The following is an 18,026-nucleotide window of genomic DNA, read 5'->3' on the forward strand; positions in this document are numbered from 1 at the left end:
GCCCAGCCTTGCCGTCAGCGCCGGCTCCTACACCGACCTGGCGGGCAACGCCGGCAGCGCTGCCTCCTTGAGCCTGAGCGCCGACACTGCCGCGCCCACGCTCACCCTCTCCGCCGCCGACACCTTGCTGGCCGCCGGCGAGTCCACCACCGTGACCTTCACGTTCTCCGAGGCCGTCACGGGCTTCGACGCCTCGGATGTGGTCGTCACCGGCGGCACGCTCTCCGGCTTGACCCAGACCGGGCCCACCACCTGGACGGCGACTTTCACGCAATCGGGCACCGACACGCCCAGCCTTGCCGTCAGCGCCGGCTCCTACACCGACACCGCCGGCAACCCGGGCACTGCGGCTTCGCTGTCCCTGACAGCCGACATCCACGCCCCAGTGATCGACCTCGATGCGTCCGAAGCGGGCACGGGATACCTGGCCACATTCACTGAAAACTCAAGCCCGGTTTCGATCAGCGATATCGATCTGTCGATCACCGATACGGATTCGCCCACCCTGACCGGCGCGACCGTGGTCTTGACGAACCCGCAGACTGACGATGTGCTGAGTTACGGCACCTTGCCTCCGGGTATCACCGCCTCGCTGTCGGGTCACACGATCACTTTCAGCGGCACAGCGTCGCTGGCCGACTATGAGACGGCCATCCGGTCCGTGACCTTTTCCAACTCGAGCGAAGATCCCGCCACAGTCGATCGGATCGTGACCGTCACGGTCACCGACCGTAACGGCAACACCTCCGCCGCCGCAACGGCGGTCATCGAGGTGCAAGCCATCGACGATGCGCCCCAGCACTTCCTCCCCGATCCCGTGGTGATGGCCGAGGACTCCTCTGTCTACTTGTTGCCGGGCACCTACGTGGCTGACGTCGACAGTGCTTCGATCACCACCACGATCAGCACCGCGACGGGCACTCTCACCCTGGGCTCGACCAGCGGTGTCACGGTTTCGGGCAACGGCAGCGGCAGCGTCACACTCTCGGGTTCCCCGGCGGCCGTCAATGCTGCCTTGGTGGGCACCACGTATGTGCCGCCCGCCGACTATCACGGCCCGGCCTCCATCACCGTCACGACCACTGACGGCACCAGCACCCTCACCGATACGCTGTCGCTGACGATCACTCCGGTGAGCGACATCGCCAGCGACAGCTTCACGACCAGCGAGGACTCTGCGGCCAACCTGAACGTGTTGGCCAACGACACGTTCTCCGATCCGGGCCGCACCATCACCGCCATCGATGTTCAGCCCATCATCGCCGGTGGCCCTCCAGTGGCCGTGGCCCATGGCAGCGTCAGCCTCACCGCGGGCGGAATGCTCGTGTTCGTGCCCGAGGCCGACTATCACGGTCCGACCAGCTTCACCTACACCGTCACCTCTGGAGGGACGACAGAGACGGCTTCGGTGTTCCTGAGCATCACCGCGGTCAACGACGCCCCCACCGCGACCAACGTCTCCAGTTCCGGAACCGAAGACGGCGGGCCCATTGCCATCGCTCTGGCCGCCACCGATATCGACGGCACCATCGCAAGCTACACGCTGACCAGCGTGCCTGCCAACGGAACGCTGTACGCCGACGCAGGCTTGAGCACGGCGATCAACGCTGGCGACACGGTGAGCGCCCCGACCCTGTATTTCGTTCCCAACCCTCACTGGAGCGGCTCGGTCAGCTTCACCTACACCGCCTCGGACAACGACGGTGCAGCATCTGCGCCAGCCACAGCCAGCATCGATGTCATCGCGGTGGCCGACGCACCTGCACTGAGCTTCACCTCACCCACCCCCGTCAGCCCGGCTCCGAGCACCGACACGGCCTCGGGTCGTGGGCTGATCATGAATCAGTACACCAACGTGGCGGCCGCGGGCTCAGGCCTCACGGAGCGTACCGCCGCCAATTTGCCGGGCATCATGGCCGGGATGACGCCCACGTCCTCGACCGTCGTCAGCGACTTTGATCTGTACAACAACGCCCTAGACAGCAACTCGCAAACCGGAGTCATCACAAACAACGGGGTGAGTCTGAATGGCTTGGTATACCTCGAAGGCGGCCGTGCGTACACCTTCACTGGCTACGTGGACGACACCTACACCTTGCGCATCGGCGGCAACATCATCGCCTCTGAAAACCACGACAGTTGGGGCAACCGCACGTGGAACTACACGCCATCTCAAAGTGGTTACTACAGCTTCGAGATGTACCTCGCCAACAACTCAGGGGCTGGGGCAGTCGAAATCAAGGTGCTCAATGGCGACGGCTCGACGTCTCCGCTCAGTTCGCTGCCTCTGTTCACCAGCATCGATGTGGTCGACGCACAATCCATGCCCCACGGCCCCTTCGTGAGCGTAGGCTCTGGCGGCTACTATCCGCTGGTTGCGAACGAAGGCAGTCCTGACAGCTTCATCAGTCTGAGTCGCATCAACGCGACCCTGACCGACACCGACGGATCAGAATCCATCTCGTCGATCGTCCTGTCGGGCCTCCCGGTCGGATCCACACTCACCGATGGCAGCTCGAGCTTCACGGCCACCGCCGCGCAAACCTCGGTGGACGTCTTGGGTTGGAACCTGGCCACGCTGAGACTGCGTCCACCTGCCGGTTACGCAGGAGTGATCGATTTGGAAGTCAGCGCAACATCGCAAGAAAGCGCCAACGGGCACACCGCCACCGCGAACGCTTCCTTGCAGGTGCGCGTCCATGCTCAACCGCAGGTGTACGTGCCCCAAGCCTTGACCATCGTCGACCAACCGGGCACCGGCAGCAACGCCGAGAACCGGACGATCAACTTCCCCATCCAGATCGCCAACGGCGCGAACGTGCACACCATCCGGATCAGCGGTCTGCCCCAAGGCACGGTGCTCCAGTCGGGGGCGCAATCGGTCACCGTCGGTGCCAGTGGCGAAGTCACCCTGAGCTTGAGCACCTGGGATCTTTCCCAGCTGACCGCTCTGTTCCCTGCGATCACAACGGCGAATTCGACGAACTATTCGACCGTCGTAGTCACGGCCGAAGACGGTTCTGCCTATCCCGTCAGACACCAGATCGACCTGTATCGATCCGTCACCACGACGGGCACATCCTCGTCCGGGACTGCCGACAACAACTACATGACGGCGTCCGCTGCAAGCAGCGGGGATGGCGATGACCTGATCAACGGCAATAACAATGCCAACACTCCCAGCGGCGGCAACGGCAACGACCTCATCTTCGGACGCGGCGGCAACGACACCCTGACCGGCGGCGATGGTCACGATCGTCTCCTGGGCGGAGACGGCAACGACATCCTCCACGGTAATGCAGGCCACGACATGCTCATCGGCGGCGCAGGCAATGACGAACTTTATGGCGGAGCAGGCGATGATGTCTTGATCGGCGATGCCGGCAATGATCGGCTCGAAGGTGGCGATGGGAACGATCTCCTCATGGGGGGAAGCGGTGACGACATCCTGATCGGCGGTGCCGGTCGTGATTTCCTTGCTGGCGGTGCCGGGAGCGACTCCCTGACCGGTGGGGCCGGCGCGGACGTCTTTGCCTGGAAGCTGGCGGATCGAGGCACCCCTGGGGCGGCGCCCACTGACACCATCACCGACTTCGACAACGCCCCCGGTGGCGACGTGCTCGATCTGCGAGATCTGCTGGTCGGCGAGCATTCAGGAAACCTTGCGAACTACCTCCACTTCAGTTCGTCGGGTGGCAACACCACGATTTCCATCAGCTCGACTGGAGGCTTTGCCTCAGGGTTCAGCAGCGCTGCGGTCGATCAAGTCATTCAGATCAATGGCGTGGATCTGACCAATGGATTCACCAGCGACCTGCAAATCGTTCAAGACCTCCTGCAGCGTGGCAAACTGATCACCGACTGAGCCGAGGTCCAGCCATCGGACGCGCCCCCCCGCAAGGGTGAGGCGCGTCGTATCCACGTTCGTCAAGCGTCTCAAGACCTTGCGCAGCAATGCGGTCAACTGCCGTATCGAGGCTCAGCGCAGGTCAAAGTCCGGGGCTGGTCGTCCCTGCCGGCTCAGGATGTCACGGCCGGCCCCGTCGCCCCATCGATGCCGCAGTCCCACAACACCATCAGGTCGTCGGCCTGGGCCACCCCCTCGGCGTAGACCTGCAGGCCCAGCCCATGGGCCAGCATCACCGTGCTGCGCACGAACCGCGCCTGCTCTGGCTGCACTGCCACCCCGCGCGTGAAGCGGGCATCGATCTTGATGAAATCCAGCCCCATCTCGTAAAGACGATCGATGCGTGCCAGGTGCTCGCCGGCATGCTCCAGCCCCAGCCGTGTCCCCGTGCCCTTGAGCTGTTGCGCCAGATCGCGCACCAGCTCCGGATGTTGCCAAGCGGCCCCCTCGGGCAGATCCAGCCACAGCGCCCGCGCCGCGGCACCCGCCGCGGCCAGCCTCTCACGCAACCGGACTGTAAAGCCCGCCCCATGCAATGACGCGGCGGCCAGGTTCACGCCCCTCGGCAGCCCATCGGACTCGATCTCGTGCAGGGCTTGGCCCACGGCGCACAAGTCCACGGCCTGCGTGGCCTGCGTGCGCAACGCCAGCGGCAGCCAAGCCGCCGCCGGCTCGAACGGACCGGCATCGGTCAACTGCAGCCGCAACGGGCACTCCAAGTGCACGAGCATGCCCTGGGCATCACGCAGCGGGAATCGACCCAGCCGCACACGCCTGGAGGCCAGGGCCTCGTCCAGCGCCCGTTTCCAGGCGGCCTCTCCGCCCGAAAGACTCGCCAGAGAAGCTTGTTGCACCTGCAGGTGCCACCCGAAGGCCCCGCGGGCCTCAGCGTGCGCCAATCCAGCGTCCGCGCGAGCCAGCACCACCGACGGCTTCTCGCCCCGCAGCCACCCCGTGGCAGCCAGCGCCACCCCAGAAACGGCCCCCGCCTCGATGCACACCTGACGCAAGCCCTGGCTCCACGCCTCCACCTCCTCACTGCGCACCTGCCGGTTCGGCAGCACGAGCGCGAAGTCCGAACCATTCAGGCGTCCGGCTCCCGCGTCATCGACCCCTGCGCCCCATGCCTGTACAGCCTGCGACAGCGTCACAATCAGCCGATCGGTCTGTCGCCGTCCCAGGCGGACATTGAGCCCAGCCAGATCGAGCAGCCGCACCAGCACCAGCGTTCCTTCAGACGCAGCATCCTCGCGCTCGAGCATCAGCTCGAACACGGTCAAAAAATGCTGACGGTGCCACAAACCCGTCATGGCATCACAGCTTGCCTGGCGTCGGACCATCTCCACCTGGCGAGCCTGCTCCTCGAAAGTCTGTCGCACCCGCTGCACCATCGAGTTCATGGCCTGCGTCAGGTGCCGAAGCTCCGGCACCCTGGGCTCTTCCACCGTCAGGTACTGGCCTTCCACCAAAGCCTGAGCCTGCCGCACCGTCAGATTCAACGGACGTCGGATGCCCCCCACCATCAGATGCCCGGCCAAGCCCGCCAACAGCCCCACCGTGGCGAGCCACACCGCGGCCTGCACGGTTGCACGCCACAGATCCCGATAGGCATACGCTGCATGGCTGATCACGCGCACCGTACCGATTGCACGCCAGCCGTCTGACACTTGCGCGACGCCCGGCTCCGAGTCCAAAGGCACGAGCCTCACAAACCATGACGGAGCCTGCACCGCCACCTCGCGCAGGCTTCGCTCGACCTTGCGCCCATCCACCCCGGTGAGCGAGACCTCCTGGTAGTGCCCCGTGTCGAACTGCGCGGCCACCAACAGCTCCATCAGCTCCCAGTCCCCGCCTTGCTGCGACAGCGACAAGGCCAGCGCCGCGGCGTTGTCGTTGTTCTTCACGCTCAACTGCGTCTGCACATAGTGACGAGCCGATACGATGGTCACCGCGAAACTACCGGCAAACGCCAGCACCAGGGTGGCCACCACCACCAGCCATACCTGTCGGATCAGCGACATGTGCGCCCCCCTCCCTCGACATGCTTCATGGCAAGAACCCCTCCTGCGCCGCTTTGAGCAGCACCTCACGCCAACGCGACAGACGAGCCACCGGATCACCTGCCGATACCGCCCCCACCCCTTGCCACAGACCTTCCGTATTGAAGCTGAACACCGGTGTGAGGTCCGATCGGCGCGAGGCTGGACGGATCTCGTCGATCAAGTTGTCCAGGATCAGCGGCTCGGTCTCGGGATGCGCATAGTAGGCCAGCACCATGTGCGCCTGACTCACCCCCGAAGGCCCGCCGATGCGCGCCCGCACATACACCAAGCGCATATGCTCGGCAGACACACCGGCGGCCAGCAAAGTAAAGTACTTCGCGATGGCGAAGTCCTCGCAGTCGCCCGCCCCCTTGGCCAGGGTTTCGAGCGGGCTGGCCCAATGGTCGGGCGCCGCCCAGACCTCCCGGTCGTCCCGGAAGGCCACGCGCCGGTTGAAGAATCGGTTGACCTCTCCCAGCGCCTGCTCGATATCACGCAGATCCAGCCGACCCATCATCGACAGCAAAGCCGCAGCCCTCTGCTCGGCCTGAGGCCCCAGCGCCCTGGCCGAACGCTGCAGACGCTGAGCATCGGGGGCCGACAATGCCCAAGCCATCAGGCCGGCAGCCAGCACACCCGCCACGCCGCACCACGCGACCCGCCCTCCTCGGGCGAGCCGCCCCATGGAACAGGACATGTGAGCGCGGGCAGACATATGAAGCCGCAAGCCTATCGTGTTCCGATCCCATGCGCCCCCGGAGGAGCCCCGCCTCGCTCCCCTATTTCTGCGAGCCCGCCCCTGGGCCCACCACCGATCGCCGAGGTATCACCTCCGCCGCAGGGCGCAAACTTCGTGACGGATTGCACAACCCCCCCTCAAGCAAGGGGGATGCATGGTTTCCGCGGTCGATAGACTGCCTGCGCCTCCACTGTCGAAGTCCCATGACACGCACACCGCTTTGTCTTGCAATCGCCTGGCTACTGACTTGTGCCAGCGCCCAGGCGCAGTCCCCTGCCTTGCTCCCCGCCCCCCTGCACGACGTGGCCCGGCAGGCCTTGCAGAGCAACCCAGAGCTTGCCGCCCGCCTGAACGCCTACCGCGCCGCAGGCCATGAGAGCGATGCCGCCCGCGCCGCCTACCGCCCTCGGCTGGACTTGAACGCCAATGCCGGCCGTGAGCGGGACCGTTTCGACAACCGCAACCCGGCCACCGACACCCTCGACCGTAACGGTGTGAGCCTGGCGCTCACCCAAGTCCTCTGGGATGGCCTGGCCGGTCATCATGACCGGCGCCGCGCCGACCACAGCCGGCTGGTGCGCTACTTCGAACTGGTCGACACCACCGAGCAGATCGCCCTGGAGGCCCTGCGCGCCTACTATGACGTCGCCCGCTACCGCGAACTGGTGCGCCTGGCCGAGGACAACTACGTCCAGCACAAAGCCTTCTTCGACCAGATCCAGTCCCGCTTCAAGGCCGGCGTGAGCCGAGGCGTCGACCTCGAACAAGCCGCAGCCCGCCTCGCCCTGGCCGAGTCCAACCTCAACACCGAGGTCGCCAACCTGCACGATGTCACGGCACGCTACCTGCGCATCGTCGGTGCGCCGCCCCGGCAAGCGGGACCGGCCGTCACGCTCGACCAGATCCCCCTGCCCCAGAACGGTCAGGACGTACTGAAAGCGGCGCTCAGCCGCAGCGCCGCCATCTCCGCCGCCGTCGAAAACCTGCGTGCCGCGCGTGCGCAAGCCTCGGTGCGCGAGGCCGCCTACCAGCCCCGCGTCGAGGCCCGGGTGCGCACCGGCGCCGGGCACAACTACGAAGGCCTGACCGGCCAGAAGCGCGACACCATCGGCGAGATCGTCCTGAACTGGAACCTCTACAACGGTGGTGCAGATCACGCCCGGGTGCAACAGGCCGCACGCCTGATGGACCAGGCGGCCGACCAGCGCGATGCCGTCTGCCGCGAAGTCTGGCAAACCGCCAGCATCGCCCACAACGACGCCCGCAAGCTCGTCGAGCAGCTCCAGTACCTCGATGCCAACCAGATCGCCATCGAGAAAGCCCGCGACGCCTACCGGCGCCAGTTCGACATAGGCCAGCGCAGCCTGCTGGACCTGCTCAATGCCGAGAACGAGCTCTACACCGCGCGGCGGGCCTACACCAACGCCCGCCACGATCTCGACGTTGCACGGCTGCGCACCCGCACCGCGATGGGCGAACTCCTGCCGGCGCTGGGCCTGAGCCGGCCGCTGGACGAGGCCGCCCCCGATGCCGACTGGACCGCCGCGGACGACGGGGCACAGCGTTGCCCCATCGTCACCCCGGTCGTCGAAGTCACCCCTCGGTCGGAACTCGACGAGCGCGCCCGCAAGCTGATGAGCAGCACTGCCGCCCCGGCGGCCCCGCAGCCTCCTGCGGCCACGCCGACCCCGCCTGCGGCTGCTCCGTCCAGCAAGACATCGCAGCCCGAAGGCGACAAAGTCTCCCACGTGCTGCACCAACTCGACGGCTGGGCGGCGGCCTGGCGTGCGAAAGACCTGCCACGCTACATGAGCTTCTACTCACCCCGCTTCCAGCCCACGACCATGACCTACGACCAATGGGTCGCCCAACGCCGCCAGCGCGTCACCAAGCCTGGGCCCATTGGGCTCGTACTCGGGCCGGTACGCACCCGCGCCCTGGCGCCCGACACCATCGAAACCGCGTTCGAGCAGACCTACACCTCGCTGGACTACAGCGACAAAATGCACAAGGTGCTGACCTGGCGCCAGGAAGACAGCTCGCAGTGGCTCATTCACCGCGAGACGAACCGCTGAAGCCCTGGGCCGAGACGCTGCCCGCGCGCGGGGCGGGGCCCCTCGGCACGCCGCTTGCATCTCACACGGGGGACGAGCGCAGCCCGTACCCCTTACCGTCCAAGAAGAGGTATTCCGCCCGCACCAGCGCCGGACCCTGTTCGGCCTTGAAGCCGAACCCCACCACCTCCACACGGACACCCACCGAGGGTGCCGCCAACTGCCACTGATTCAGACGGAACAGCGGGGCCAGTTCGATCTCCCAGCGCGTGTCCTGCCGCGTCGGCACCACGGCGCGGGCCAGCAAGCTGGCTCCATCGACCGCAGCACTCTGGCGCGGCACCTCGCGCTGAGCCAGATCCTGCGGAACGGTCAAGCCCGAAGGCACCTCCAGCACCAGTTCCGCATGCGGGTTGCGCCAGCGCACCTCGACCACGCGACCCGCCAGGTACAACGGCCGATCCTGATCAAAGCCGCTCCAGCCATGGTGAGCCAACGCCGGGCGCCCCCACAACCCCCCGGCCATCACAGCCCCCGCGCCCAGGACATCTCTCCGCTTCATGCGCCCGCTCCTTTCTTCACCAATAGGCAATCCAGCGTCCGCAGACCACCACCAGCAGCCAGATCAGCGTCGACACCATCATCGACACCTTGGCCACCGCGTCCAGCCGTTCGAGCGAACGCCGGATGTGGAACCAGGCTGCATTGATGCCGGCCAGCGCCAGCAACAGCATCTTGAGTAGGAAGGCCCGGTTGCCCAGGAGTTCCGAGGCCTGGGTGCCCAACATCAGCAAGCCTGATGCGGCTGCCAGCGCGAACCCGCACAGCGCCAAGCCGAGGCTCAACCGTGCCAGTGCCGGCACCGGCAAGGCGCGGGCCCGTCCCCACACCCGCAGCTCCAGGGCCACCAGATTGCCCAGTAGCAAGGCAATGCCCACGATATGCACCACTTCGAGCATGGGGTAGGCCCAGGAATGGGCTGCCAGCGCCGTGAACATGCCTCACCCGTGCGGGCTGCACGGTCCTCGCCGTGAGCTCTTGCATCCTGTTGCCATGGGCAGACTGTAGCGTTCTCAGTCTCCAGGCAAAGCATGCTCAAAGCAAAAAGCCCGGTGTCTTAGGGACACCGGGCTCCGCGTTCAATGGTCGGGGTGGCGGGATTCGAACTCGCGACCCCTTGCACCCCATGCAAGTGCGCTACCAGGCTGCGCTACACCCCGACGAAGCTTTGAATTATAGACTGAAAATTCAGTCTTGTGCCAGTAGCGTGCGGATCGCTCGCAACTCCTCTCGCACTTGCTGCAAGCTGTACGGCACGTCAGAACCGATGACGGGCTGTGCCGCAGACAGCGGCGATACGGTGGCCTGGGCCGGTGTGGCCGGTGCACCTCGGCTCGCGTCGTCCGTCGGGGACGGCCCGGCCGCAAGCGGCTCGACGCCACTGTCCAGCGTATCGGGCAAGGTGACTGCCGTGCCGCGACCGGGCAGCCCCATCTCTGCCAGCCGGTTGCGCGCCCCGCTGATCGTGAAGCCGTGTTCGTAGAGCAGTTCGCGGATGCGACGGATGAGCAGCACCTCATGGTGCTGGTAATAGCGCCGGTTGCCACGCCGCTTCATGGGCTTGAGCTGCGTGAACTCTTGCTCCCAGTAGCGCAGCACGTATGGCTTGACGCCACACAGCTCGCTGACCTCACCGATGGTGAAGTAGCGCTTGGCAGGAATGGCTGGGAGCGCCTTCTCCATTGAAAATCAATGAGATCGGATGGGAATGTTCAGACTTTACTCGAAGTCTTCCCCTGATGGGGTCTCACCTTGCACGAGGCCCTTGAGCTTGTGGCTGGCGTGAAATGTGACGACATTGCGCGCCTTGATCGGGATGGACTCGCCGGTGCGCGGGTTGCGTCCGGGCCGCGGCGCTTTGCGGCGGATCTGGAAGTTGCCAAAGCCCGAGAGTTTCACATCCTCGCCACGGCTCAGACTGGCATGGATGATCTCGAAGAAGGCCTCCACCATGTCCTTGGACTCGCGCTTGTTCAGACCCAGGCGCTCAAACAGCAGATCGGCCAGCTCGGCCTTGGTCAAGGTCGGCGTCTCGATCACCGGCAGGATCACTCGGTCCATCTCGTTCTCCATCAACACTCATCGCCCGCGCGCTCCAGGCCCGGCCCCGCACGGTTGGAAAGGCCGGCCTCAGGCCCGCAGCCTCGCGCCCAGGCGATGGGCCAAGGTGTCAACCACGATCCGCACGGCCGCATCGATGCGCTCGTCCGTCAAGCCCCCCCGGTCGTCCAGGAGCTCCAGCCGCAAGGCCAGGCTGCGCTCGCCCTGCCTGATCTCTGCAGTGGGAGCCTTGGGCCGGTAGACATCGAACAACACGGCCTGGCGCACCAGCCCGTCAGTCGGCGCCTGCGCCACGGCCTGCATCAGCGCATCGTGCGTCACCCCTTCGCCCACGATGACCGCGATATCGCGCCACACCGGTTGGTGGCGCGCGATCGGCCGGTAGGTCGGCAGCGCACGTTGCAACAACACCTCGGCCTCCAGCTCGAAGACCACCGGAGCAAGCGGCAGCTCGTAGCGCTGGCGCCAACGCGGGTGCAACTCTCCCACATGGCCCACCAGCCGCCCATCGACCAGCACGCGCGCACAGCGCCCCGGATGCAAAGCCGGGTGCTCCCCGGGTTCGAAGCGGGCCTGACGAGGCGCCAGCAACGCCTCCACATCGCCCTTGACGTCGAAGAAATCGACCACACGCTCCTCGCGCCCCCATTGAGGTTCGTCCACCGGACCGTAGGCCAAGCCGCTCACGAACAACGGCTGACGCAGCCCGGCAACGGTGGTGTCCGACTCAGCCACCGAAGCGTCACGCAGGAACACCCGGCCGGCCTCGAACACACGCACCCTCGGCGCCTTGCGCGCCAGGTTGAAGCGCAGCACCTGCACCAGGCTGCCGATCAAGCTGGAGCGCATCACGCTCAAGGGAGCGGCAATGGGATTGAGCAGTTCGATGGGACGCTCATTGCCGGCGAAGTCGCGCTCCCATTGGGGCTCGACGAAGCTGAAGTTCAGTGTCTCCTGATAGTCCAGCGCGGCCAGCGCGTGGCGCACCGCATGCAGGCTGCGGCGAGCCTCTGAACGCACCTTCGCCACGGTGGGTGCCAGAGGCGGCGTATCGGGCAGCCGGTCGTAGCCCAGCACGCGGATCACCTCCTCGATGAGGTCTTCCTCGATTTGCAAGTCGAAGCGCCAACTGGGCGGCTGCACGATCAGGCGTCCTGGTTCCTGCGTGACCTGCAGCCCAAGGCGTTCGAACACACCGGCGCAATCCTCCTGAGTGACCGGCATGCCAATCACCTTGCAGGCTCGTTCCACGCGCAGCGTCACGGGGGCACGCTCGGGCAGGCGCAGCACATGGTCGTCCATCGGACCGGCCTCACCGCCGCAGATGTCCAGCACGAGCTGCGAGATGCGCTCGATATGCTCCACCGTCAGCGCCGGATCCACACCTCGCTCGAAGCGATGCCCGGCATCGGTCGAGAAGTTGTAGCGGCGCGAGCGGCCCGCGACGGCCTTGGGCCACCAGAAGGCCGCCTCGACGTAGATGTTGCGCGTCTGGTCGGAGGTGGACGTGCGCTCGCCCCCCATGATGCCAGCCAGCGATTCCACCGCCTGCTCGTCGGCGATCACGCCGACCTGGGCGTCCACCTCGATGGTGTCGCCGTTGAGCAGTTCCAGGCGCTCGCCCGGGCGGCCCCAGCGCACCGTCAGTCCGCCGTGGATCTTGTCGAGATCGAAGATGTGCGAGGGCCGGCCGTACTCGAACATCACGTAGTTGGAGATGTCCACCAGGGCGTTGACCGAACGCTGGCCGCAACGCGCCAGGCGTTCGACCATCCAGGCCGGCGTGGCCGCACGCGGATTCACGTTGCGGATGATGCGGCCCGAGAAGCGGCCACACAGGTCCGGCGCCTCGATGTGCACCGGCAGTCTGTCCGCATGGCTCACTTTCACGGGCGGGAAGACCGGTTGTTTCAACGGCGCGCCCGTCAGCGCCGACACCTCGCGCGCGATGCCGTAGACGCTCAGGCAATGCGCCAGGTTCGGCGTGAGCTTGAGCGTGAACAGGGTGTCATCCAACGCCAGGACTTCCCGCAGGTTGCGTCCCACCGGCGCATCCTCGTCCAGCACCAGCAGCCCTTCGTGATCGTCGGAGAGCTTGAGCTCGCGCGCCGAGCACAGCATGCCCTGGCTCTCCACGCCGCGCAGCTGGCCCAGCTTGATGCGCAAGGGCTCGCCCCCGTCCTGCGGCGGTGGCAGCTCGGCGCCCACGAGGGCACAGGGCACCTTCAGCCCCGCGCACACGTTCGGCGCACCGCACACGATCTGCAGCGTCTGCCCCGTGCCGGCATCGACACGGCAGACGTTCAGGCGGTCGGCATTCGGGTGACGCTCCACCTCCAGCACCCGGGCCACCACCACCGAGGAGAACGGCGGGGCCACGGGGCGCAGATCCTCCACCTCCAGACCGGCCATCGTCAGCAGTTCGGCCAGGGCCTCGGTGCTCAGCGGCGGGTTGCAGAACTCGCGCAACCAGGACTCGGGAAATTGCACGTCGTCTTCCTTGCAGACAGAGTCTCGAACGATGGACGGGTCAGCGGAACTGCGACAAGAAACGCAGGTCGCCGTCGAAGAACAGGCGCAGGTCGTTCACGCCGTAGCGCAGCATGGCCAGGCGGTCGATGCCCGAGCCGAAGGCGAAGCCGATGTAGCGCTCAGGGTCCAGGCCCATGTTGCGAATCACCTGCGGATGCACCTGGCCCGAGCCGGACACCTCCAGCCAGCGGCCCTTCAAGGGCCCGCTGCCGAACATCATGTCGATCTCGGCACTCGGTTCGGTGAATGGGAAATAGCTGGGCCGGAAGCGGATGCGCATGTCCGTGGTCTCGAAAAACTCCTGCAGGAAGTTGACGTAGACCGACTTCAGGTCCTTGAAGCTCACGTTCTCGCCCACCCACAGGCCCTCGACCTGATGAAACATCGGCGAATGGGTCGCGTCGCTGTCCACGCGGTAGGTCCGCCCCGGTGCGATCACACGGATGTCCGGCATGGGATGGCCGGCCTCGAGCAACGCCTTGTGGCGCTTGACGTGCTGCACCGCATGCCGGATCTGCATCGGGCTCGTGTGGGTGCGCAGCAGGTGGCCGCCCTCCACGTAGAAAGTGTCGTGCATCGAGCGGGCCGGATGGTCCTGCGGTGTGTTCAGCGCCGTGAAATTGAACCAGTCCGACTCGATCTCCGGCCCGTCGGCCACGTCGAAGCCCATCGACCCGAAGATCGCCTCGATGCGCTCCATGGCCCGGGTCACGGGATGCAGGCCTGCCGTACCGCGGCGGCGCCCCGGCAGGCTCACGTCCAGAGCCTCAGTGCGCAACTGGCGCTCGAGCTCGGCATCGGCCAGGGCCTGCCGGCGGGCGTTGAGCAGGGCCTCGACCTGCTGCTTGACCTCGTTGATGGCCGCGCCGCGGGTCTTCTTCTCCTCGGGCGGCAGTGCGGCCAGGCCCTTGAGCAGCTCGGTCAGACGGCCGGACTTGCCCAGATAGCGGGCCTTGGCGTTCTCCAGGTCGGCCGGGGTCGGGGCGGCATCGAAGTCCGCGCGGGCGCTGTGGACCAGTTGTTCGAGCTCGTTCATGCGTGGATGGCGTCAGGTTCCGGTGCCGGGCTCGCCAGGCAAGCCCTGCGGCAATAAAAAAAGGCCGAACCCGGTGTCGGCCTTTCCGGCTGCCCGGCTTCAAGGCCGGGGAGCTGCAATGTCGGGCCCGCAGGCTTGCGGACCCATCATGGCAATCAAGCAGCGAGTTGAGCCTTCACCTTGTCGACGATGCTGCCAAAAGCCGCCGGATCGTGCACGGCCAGGTCGGCCAGCACCTTGCGGTCGATCTCGATCGCAGCCTTCTTGATGCCGTTCATGAACTTGCTGTAGGTCAGACCGCGCTCACGCACCGCCGCGTTGATGCGGGCGATCCAGAGCTGGCGGAATTCGCGCTTCTTGGCGCGACGGTCGCGGTAGGCATACTGCCCGGCCTTCATCACCGCCTGCTTGGCGATGCGGAAGACGTTCTTGCGACGACCCCGGAAGCCCTTGGCCAGGGCCAGGACCTTCTTGTGACGGGCGCGTGCGGTGACACCACGTTTGACGCGAGGCATGTGCTTTCTCCTTCAACCCGAGCGTTTACAGACCGGCAAAGGGCATCATCTGAGCGATGTGACCCATGTTGGTGTCGTGCACGTTGACCGCGCCGCGCAGCTGGCGCTTGCGGGTGGTCGACTTCTTGGTGAGGATGTGGCGCTTGAACGCCTGGCCGCGCTTGACGGTGCCACCCGGGCGAACGCGGAACCGCTTGGCCGCGCTCTTCTTGGTCTTCATCTTGGGCATGACTGCTCCTTCTTCGTTGTGCCCGTGAGGCGCCGCGAACCTTTCGCGGGCTTGTCGGCCCCGGGCCACTGCCCCGGCGTGGCGACCTACCATCGCCGGGGTGCCGATCACCCGAGGGTGATCACTTTTTCTTCTTCGGCGCCAGGATCATGATCATCTGGCGCCCTTCCAGTTTGGGCATGTTCTCGACCACGCTCACATCGGCCAGATCGTCGCGCACGCGCTCGAGCAGCCGCATGCCGATCTCCTGGTGCGTGATCTCGCGTCCGCGGAACCGCAGCGTCACCTTGCCCTTGTCGCCGTCCTCCAGGAAGCGGCGCAGGTTGCGCAGCTTGATCTGGTAGTCGCCTTCGTCGGTGCCGGGGCGAAACTTCACCTCCTTGATGTCGATGACGTGCTGCTTCTGCTTCGCCTCGTGCGCCTTCTTCTGCTCCTGGTACTTGAACTTGCCGTAATCCATCAGGCGGCACACCGGAGGGCTTGCCGTGGCCGCGATCTCGACCAGATCGACATCGGCTTCGGCGGCCATGCGCAAGGCCTCGGCGAGGCTCACGATGCCCAGCGGCTCGTTGTCAGGCCCGTTGAGCCGCACCTCAGGCGCGGTGATTTCACGGTTCAGGCGATGCTTGCGCTCCGCGTTCGGGATGCGACGGTCAAGAAAAGTAGCGATGGTTCAAATCCCCAGGGCCCAGGCCCCAACAACAAACACACACGCACCCTGCGGCCACGGGGGTGGGGCCCCACCCCGCGTCACAGCTTCTGGGCAATGTCGCTCGCGATCTTCTGGATGAAGGTATCGAGGGCCATCACACCGAGATCCTGGTTGCCTCGGGCGCGCACCGCGACGGCTCCGGACGCTTTCTCCTTGTCACCCACGACGAGGATGTACGGAACCTTCTGCAAGGAATGCTCGCGGATTTTATACGTGATCTTTTCGTTACGCAAATCGGTCGTGATTCTAAGTCCTTGTTTTTGCAGCGTTTTGGCCACTTCCCGGACATAGTCGGCCTGAGCGTCGGTGATGTTGGCCACCACCACCTGCACCGGCGCCAGCCACACCGGCAGCGCCCCGGCATGCTGCTCGATCAGGATGCCGATGAAGCGCTCCAAGCTGCCCACGATGGCCCGGTGCAGCATCACGGGCGCGCGACGCGAGCCGTCCTCGGCCACGTACTCAGCCTCCAGCCGCTGGGGCATCGAGAAATCCACCTGCATCGTGCCGCACTGCCACTGGCGCCCCAGAGCGTCCTTGAGCGTGTATTCGATCTTGGGTCCGTAGAAGGCACCGTCGCCCGGAGCGATCTCGAATTCGCAGCCGGCACGCCGCAGGCTTTCCATCAGCGCATGCTCGGCCTTGTCCCAGGATTCGTCCGATCCGATGCGCGCTTCGGGCCGTGTGGCCACCTTGTAGATGATCTGCTCGAAGCCGAAGTCCTTGTACACCTTCTGCAGCAGGGCCGTGTAGGCCACGCATTCGTCCAGGATCTGGTCCTCGGTGCAGAAGATGTGGCCATCGTCCTGCGTGAAGCCGCGCACCCGCATGATGCCGTGCAGGCCGCCCGTGGGCTCGTTGCGGTGGCACTGGCCGAACTCGCCATAGCGCAGCGGCAGGTCGCGGTAGCTCTTGATGCCCTGCTTGAAGATCAGCAAATGGCCCGGGCAGTTCATGGGCTTGAGCGCGTAGTCGCGCTTTTCGCTCTCCGTCGTGAACATGTTGTCCCGGTACTTGTCCCAGTGGCCGGTCTTCTCCCACAGCGTCCTGTCCAGGATCTGCGGGCCCTTGACCTCCTGGTAGCCGTTGTCGCGGTACACGGCACGCATGTACTGCTCGACCTGCTGCCACAACGTCCAGCCCTTGGGATGCCAGAACACCAGGCCGGGCGCGTGGTCGTCGAGGTGAAACAGGTCGAGTTCGCGCCCGAGTCGACGGTGGTCGCGCTTTTCGGCCTCCTCGAGCATGTGCAGGTACTGCTCGAGCTCCTCTTTCGTGGCCCAAGCCGTGCCGTAGATGCGCTGCAACTGCTCGTTGCGGTGATCGCCCCGCCAGTAGGCGCCGGCCACCTTCATCAGCTTGAAGTGCTTGAGCTTGCCCGTGCTGGGCACGTGCGGACCGCGGCACAGGTCGGTGAACCGGCCTTCGCTGTAGAGCGACACCTCCTCTGCGGCCGGGATGCTGGCGATGATTTCGGCCTTGTAGTGCTCACCCAGCCCTTTGAAGTAGGCCACCGCCTCATCGCGCGGCACGACCTTGCGCTCCACCGGCTCATCCTTCTTGGCCAGCTCGGCCATCTTGCGCTCGATGGCGGCCAGATCCTCCGGCGTGAAGGGGCGCTTGTAGGCGAAGTCGTAGTAGAAGCCATTCTCGACAGTCGGGCCGATCGTCACCTGGGCATCGGGAAACAGCTCTTTCACCGCATAAGCCAGCAGGTGGGCCGTGGAGTGGCGCAAGATGTCCAGCCCGTCCGGGTCTTTGGCTGTGACGATGGCCACAGGCACATTCTGACCCTCGATCACGTGACTCAAGTCCACCAGCCGCGACGTATCGCCCTGACCGATGCGTCCGGCCAAGGCCGCCTTGGCCAACCCAGGACCGATGGATGCAGCCACCTCGGCCAACGAGACGGGTGCGGGGAACTCGCGGCGAGAGCCGTCGGGAAGCTGAACACTGACCATGGGATCTCCGAAAACAAAAAAGCGCGGGAGTCGCCGCGCTTTTCAACAAGGAAGAACAAAGAACACACGAAAGCCGCGGCCGACCGACTAGACCTCACAAATGAAGGGGGCCGAAGTTCGCGGTGTCATAACCCGTCGTGCCTTTCTCGCTCTTGCTCTTCGTTGAAGAAGCCCGATT

General features: G+C 65.6%; 14 protein-coding genes and 1 tRNA gene. 2 read left to right on the top strand and 13 right to left on the bottom strand.

Annotated features, from left to right (window positions below; translation table 11 throughout):
• The first annotated feature begins 67 nt into the window (after positions 1–67).
• Positions 68–3,865: a tandem-95 repeat protein gene (locus ACK4ZD_RS07930; RefSeq protein ID WP_409660299.1), complete on the top strand. Its 3,798-nt coding sequence runs from the start codon at positions 68–70 to the stop codon at positions 3,863–3,865.
• Positions 3,866–4,020: 155 nt separating this feature from the next.
• Here ACK4ZD_RS07930 and ACK4ZD_RS07935 read toward each other — a convergent pair whose 3' ends face one another.
• Together ACK4ZD_RS07935 and ACK4ZD_RS07940 are read right to left on the bottom strand one after the other, a co-directional pair.
• Positions 4,021–5,928: a LapD/MoxY N-terminal periplasmic domain-containing protein gene (locus ACK4ZD_RS07935; RefSeq protein ID WP_409660301.1), complete on the bottom strand. Its 1,908-nt coding sequence runs from the start codon at positions 5,926–5,928 to the stop codon at positions 4,021–4,023.
• A gap of 25 nt (positions 5,929–5,953) precedes the next feature.
• Entirely contained in the window at positions 5,954–6,646 is a 693-nt protein-coding gene (locus ACK4ZD_RS07940; RefSeq protein ID WP_409660303.1) for a transglutaminase-like cysteine peptidase, read from the bottom strand.
• A 320-nt stretch (positions 6,647–6,966) separates the two neighbouring features.
• On the opposite strand from ACK4ZD_RS07940, the gene ACK4ZD_RS07945 reads away from it, so the two are divergent.
• Positions 6,967–8,763 carry a TolC family outer membrane protein gene (locus ACK4ZD_RS07945; RefSeq protein ID WP_409660304.1) on the top strand — a complete coding sequence of 599 codons (1,797 nt, stop codon included), beginning with the start codon at positions 6,967–6,969 and terminating at the stop codon, positions 8,761–8,763.
• 61 nt (positions 8,764–8,824) lie between these two features.
• On the opposite strand, the gene ACK4ZD_RS07950 is transcribed toward ACK4ZD_RS07945, so the two are convergent.
• The 11 genes from ACK4ZD_RS07950 to thrS form a co-directional block, all read right to left on the bottom strand.
• On the bottom strand, positions 8,825–9,304 hold the full coding sequence (locus tag ACK4ZD_RS07950) for a DUF6152 family protein (protein WP_409660306.1): 480 nt from the start codon (positions 9,302–9,304) through the stop codon (positions 8,825–8,827).
• 16 nt (positions 9,305–9,320) lie between these two features.
• Complete coding sequence (locus tag ACK4ZD_RS07955) at positions 9,321–9,740, bottom strand: hypothetical protein (RefSeq protein WP_409660308.1); 420 nt, start codon at positions 9,738–9,740, stop codon at positions 9,321–9,323.
• 145 nt (positions 9,741–9,885) lie between these two features.
• A tRNA-Pro gene (locus ACK4ZD_RS07960) sits at positions 9,886–9,962 on the bottom strand.
• A gap of 28 nt (positions 9,963–9,990) precedes the next feature.
• A complete protein-coding gene (locus ACK4ZD_RS07965; RefSeq protein WP_409660310.1) occupies positions 9,991–10,485 on the bottom strand; it encodes a MerR family transcriptional regulator in 495 nt (164 codons plus the stop codon).
• Positions 10,486–10,521: 36 nt separating this feature from the next.
• On the bottom strand, positions 10,522–10,863 hold the full coding sequence (locus ACK4ZD_RS07970) for an integration host factor subunit alpha (RefSeq protein WP_409660312.1): 342 nt from the start codon (positions 10,861–10,863) through the stop codon (positions 10,522–10,524).
• Positions 10,864–10,932: 69 nt separating this feature from the next.
• Complete coding sequence (gene pheT, locus ACK4ZD_RS07975; RefSeq protein WP_409660314.1) at positions 10,933–13,353, bottom strand: phenylalanine--tRNA ligase subunit beta; 2,421 nt, start codon at positions 13,351–13,353, stop codon at positions 10,933–10,935.
• 40 nt (positions 13,354–13,393) lie between these two features.
• Complete coding sequence (locus tag ACK4ZD_RS07980; RefSeq protein ID WP_409660316.1) at positions 13,394–14,431, bottom strand: phenylalanine--tRNA ligase subunit alpha; 1,038 nt, start codon at positions 14,429–14,431, stop codon at positions 13,394–13,396.
• 155 nt (positions 14,432–14,586) lie between these two features.
• Entirely contained in the window at positions 14,587–14,946 is a 360-nt protein-coding gene (gene rplT, locus ACK4ZD_RS07985; protein WP_409660318.1) for a 50S ribosomal protein L20, read from the bottom strand.
• 25 nt (positions 14,947–14,971) lie between these two features.
• Positions 14,972–15,175: a 50S ribosomal protein L35 gene (rpmI, locus tag ACK4ZD_RS07990; protein ID WP_047195226.1), complete on the bottom strand. Its 204-nt coding sequence runs from the start codon at positions 15,173–15,175 to the stop codon at positions 14,972–14,974.
• 121 nt (positions 15,176–15,296) lie between these two features.
• Positions 15,297–15,845 carry a translation initiation factor IF-3 gene (gene infC, locus ACK4ZD_RS07995; protein ID WP_409660404.1) on the bottom strand — a complete coding sequence of 183 codons (549 nt, stop codon included), beginning with the start codon at positions 15,843–15,845 and terminating at the stop codon, positions 15,297–15,299.
• Positions 15,846–15,925: 80 nt separating this feature from the next.
• Positions 15,926–17,848: a threonine--tRNA ligase gene (thrS, locus tag ACK4ZD_RS08000; protein ID WP_409660320.1), complete on the bottom strand. Its 1,923-nt coding sequence runs from the start codon at positions 17,846–17,848 to the stop codon at positions 15,926–15,928.
• Between the last annotated feature and the right edge of the window lie 178 nt (positions 17,849–18,026).

Origin of the sequence: Caldimonas sp. (genome assembly GCF_046291045.1) — a bacterium.
In the GTDB taxonomy this organism is placed as follows: Bacteria; Pseudomonadota; Gammaproteobacteria; order Burkholderiales; family Burkholderiaceae_C; genus Caldimonas.

Excerpts from the sequence above, each read along its gene's own strand:
- ACK4ZD_RS07935 (WP_409660301.1), bottom strand. The coding sequence starts at position 5,928 with ATGTCGCTGATCCGACAGGTATGGCTGGTGGTGGTGGCCACCCTGGTG.
- ACK4ZD_RS07940 (WP_409660303.1), bottom strand. The coding sequence starts at position 6,646 with ATGTCCTGTTCCATGGGGCGGCTCGCCCGAGGAGGGCGGGTCGCGTGG.
- ACK4ZD_RS07950 (WP_409660306.1), bottom strand. The coding sequence starts at position 9,304 with ATGAAGCGGAGAGATGTCCTGGGCGCGGGGGCTGTGATGGCCGGGGGG.
- ACK4ZD_RS07955 (WP_409660308.1), bottom strand. The coding sequence starts at position 9,740 with ATGTTCACGGCGCTGGCAGCCCATTCCTGGGCCTACCCCATGCTCGAA.
- ACK4ZD_RS07965 (WP_409660310.1), bottom strand. The coding sequence starts at position 10,485 with ATGGAGAAGGCGCTCCCAGCCATTCCTGCCAAGCGCTACTTCACCATC.
- ACK4ZD_RS07970 (WP_409660312.1), bottom strand. The coding sequence starts at position 10,863 with ATGGACCGAGTGATCCTGCCGGTGATCGAGACGCCGACCTTGACCAAG.
- ACK4ZD_RS07980 (WP_409660316.1), bottom strand. The coding sequence starts at position 14,431 with ATGAACGAGCTCGAACAACTGGTCCACAGCGCCCGCGCGGACTTCGAT.
- rplT (WP_409660318.1), bottom strand. The coding sequence starts at position 14,946 with ATGCCTCGCGTCAAACGTGGTGTCACCGCACGCGCCCGTCACAAGAAG.
- rpmI (WP_047195226.1), bottom strand. The coding sequence starts at position 15,175 with ATGCCCAAGATGAAGACCAAGAAGAGCGCGGCCAAGCGGTTCCGCGTT.
- thrS (WP_409660320.1), bottom strand. The coding sequence starts at position 17,848 with ATGGTCAGTGTTCAGCTTCCCGACGGCTCTCGCCGCGAGTTCCCCGCA.